Origin of the sequence: Streptosporangium nondiastaticum (assembly GCF_003011965.1) — a bacterium.
GTDB classification, from domain to species: domain Bacteria; phylum Actinomycetota; class Actinomycetes; order Streptomycetales; family Streptomycetaceae; genus Streptomyces; species Streptomyces nondiastaticus.
In genome coordinates this window covers 1-2,878 of record NZ_PXWG01000276.1, presented here as the reverse complement: position 1 = coordinate 2,878, position 2,878 = coordinate 1, and the positions used below count along the sequence as shown (strand labels likewise).

Sequence of the window (2,878 nt, the reverse complement as noted above, 5' to 3'; positions counted from 1 at the left end):
GGCCTTCGGGTGGGGCGATGCGTGCGGGTGACGTGCGGTTTGCCGGTCTGGGTTCGGCGGGGCATCCGTTGCTGGGTGCGGCGGTGGAGCTGGCGGGTTCGGGTGGTCTGCTGTTCACGGGCCGGCTCTCGACGTCGTCGCATCCGTGGCTTGCGGATCATGTGGTGCTGGGTTCTGTGCTGGTGCCGGGTACGGCGCTGGTGGAGCTGGTGCTGCGGGCGGCCGATGAGGTCGGCTGCGATCTGCTGGACGAACTGACGCTCGCTGCGCCTCTCGTCCTGCCGGCGACAGGTGCCGGTGTGCAGGTGCAGGTGTGGGTCGGTGAGCCGGACGATGCCGGTCGCCGTTCGGTGGCCGTGCACTCACGTGAGGGTGACGAGCCGTGGACGCTGCACGCGAGCGGCGCCGTGACCACAGGTGCGGAACCGCCCGTGTTCGACACGTCCGTGTGGCCCCCGCAGGGAGCCCGGCCCATGGACGTGGAGAGTGGCTACGAGCAGTTCGCGGCTGCCGGGTTCGTGTACGGTCCGGCGTTCCAGGGCCTTCAGGCGGCCTGGCAGGACGGTGAGGACATCTACGCCGAGGTGCGGCTGCCGGAAGGAACCGACGGTGTCGCCTACGGTCTTCACCCGGCCCTCTTCGACGCGGCGTTGCACGCTTCGGCGTTCGCCGCGGGAGCCGGTGAAGCAAGCGTCCCGTTCTCGTGGAGCGGCGTGTCGCTGCACGCTTCCGGTGCCTCGGAGGTGCGGGTGCGTCTGCGGGCCGCCGACGGCGGCGTGTCGATCGCGATGGCGGATCCGGCCGGTGCGCCGGTGGCCTCGGTGGAGTCGCTGACCGTGCGCCCGATCTCCGCCGGGCAACTGCGGACCGGGGACCGCGACTCCCTCTTCGCACTTGAGTGGGTTCCTGCCGTGCTCACGGGTGAGAGCGTCACCCTCGGCACCGGCCCGGACGGGGCGCACTTCCGGGCGTACGCCGATCTGGAAGCCCTGGCCGGGGAAGCGACCCCCGAGGCGGTGCTGATCGAGCCGGCCGCCTTCACGGGCACAGGCACGGGCACCGGCACGGTGGAGACCGTCCACGCCGCGGCCGCCCGGACGCTGGAGCTGGTGCAGTCGTGGCCGGCGGATGAGAGGTTCGCGGAGTCGCGGCTGGTGTTCGTGACGCGGGGCGCGGTGACGGGTGAGGATCTCGCCGGTGCCGCGGTGTGGGGTCTGGTGCGGTCGGCGCAGTCGGAGAACCCGGGGCGCTTCGGTCTGGTGGACCTGGCCGGCGACGCCGGCACCGACGCGGCCGTGCTGCCGCAGGCGCTCGCGACGGACGAGCCTCAGCTGCTGGTCCGGGAGGGCACGGTGCTCGCCGCGCGCCTCGCCCGGGTACAGGAGCGCGACACAGCCGACGTGGCGTGGGACACGACCGGCACGGTCCTGATCACCGGAGGTACGGGCGGTCTGGGACGCGTGGTGGCACGTCATCTGGCGGCCGTGCACGGCGTACGGAGCCTGCTGCTGGTCAGCCGCAGCGGTCCGGCCGCCGCGGGTGCGGAAGAGCTGGTGGCCGAGCTCGCGGAGTACGGGGCGGACGCGACCGTCGAGGCGTGTGACGTGACCGGCGGTGCGGCTGTGGCGGACCTGGTGGCCCGGCACTCCGTCACTGCCGTCGTGCACACCGCCGGTGTCCTCGACGACGGCACCATCGCGTCCCTGACCCCGGAGCGGCTGGCCGCGGTCCTGCGGCCGAAGGCCGATGCGGCGTGGAACCTGCACGAGGCGACCAAGGACCTGGATCTCGATGCGTTCATCGTCTTCTCCTCCGTCGCGGGCACCTTCGGCAGCGCGGGCCAGGCCAACTACGCGGCAGGCAACGCCTTCCTGGACGCCCTGGCCCACCACCGCCGGGCGCAGGGCCTTCCGGCCGTGTCGCTCGCCTGGGGCCCGTGGTCGCAGGACAGCGGCATGACGGGCACGCTCACCGAGGCCGACGTCACCCGCATGGCCCGTTCCGGAATGCCCCCGCTGACCGTCGGGGAAGGCGTGGCGCTCTTCGACGCGGCACTCGGCACCACCGCACCGGCACTCCTCCCCGTCCGCCTGGACCTCGCCGCTCTCCGCGCGCAGGGCGAACCCCTGCCCCTCCTGCGCGGCCTGATCCGGACGCCGGGGCGGCGTGCCGCGGCGGCCGGTACGGGCGGCGGGGCCACCGCAGGCCTGGTGCGGCGGCTGGCCGGGCTGTCCGCCGCGGAGGCGCGGGACGTCGTGCTGGAGACCGTACGCGGTGAGGCCGCCGCAGTGCTGGGCCACGAGGGAGCCGCGCAGGTCGACCCGGAACAGGCGTTCCAGGACCTCGGCTTCGATTCCCTCACCGCGATCGAACTCCGCAACCGGCTGAGCGCCCTGACCGGGGTCCGGCTGCCGGCGACCCTGCTCTTCGACTACCCGACGCCCGGGGAGCTCGTCGGCCGTCTCCACGCCCTGATCGCGCCCGCGGAACTCTCCGGCCCGGAGGCGTTCCTGGAGGAACTCGGCAGGCTGGAGCAGGCGTTGGGGGGCCTGGACGTCACCGAGGAGGCGCACGAGCAGATAGCGGGCCGGCTGGAGGTCCTCAAGGCGAAGTGGGACGCCCTGCGGGGCGCCGCCGCGGGAGCGGGCCGCCAGGGCTCCGGGCAGGACGGGCAGGACGGGCAGGACGGGGAGGACTTCGACTTCGAGTCCGCCTCCGACGACGAGGTCTTCGACCTCCTCGACAACGAGCTCGGCCTTTCCTGACAGCCCCCGTCAGGCCGGCCCGGCATCACGAAGCGGCCCGCACCAGGATCACCTGGTGCGGGCCGCTTCGCCGTACGCGGAAGGGCCGTGTCCCCGGCTCAGAGCGGGCGGCG

At 73.5% G+C, this 2,878-nt stretch carries 1 protein-coding gene; it reads left to right on the top strand.

Annotated elements, in window-relative coordinates:
* On the top strand, window positions 1-2,765 hold a 2,765-nt coding region (locus B7P34_RS35625), incomplete at its 5' end, for a type I polyketide synthase (RefSeq protein WP_146167034.1).
* Between the last annotated feature and the right edge of the window lie 113 nt (window positions 2,766-2,878).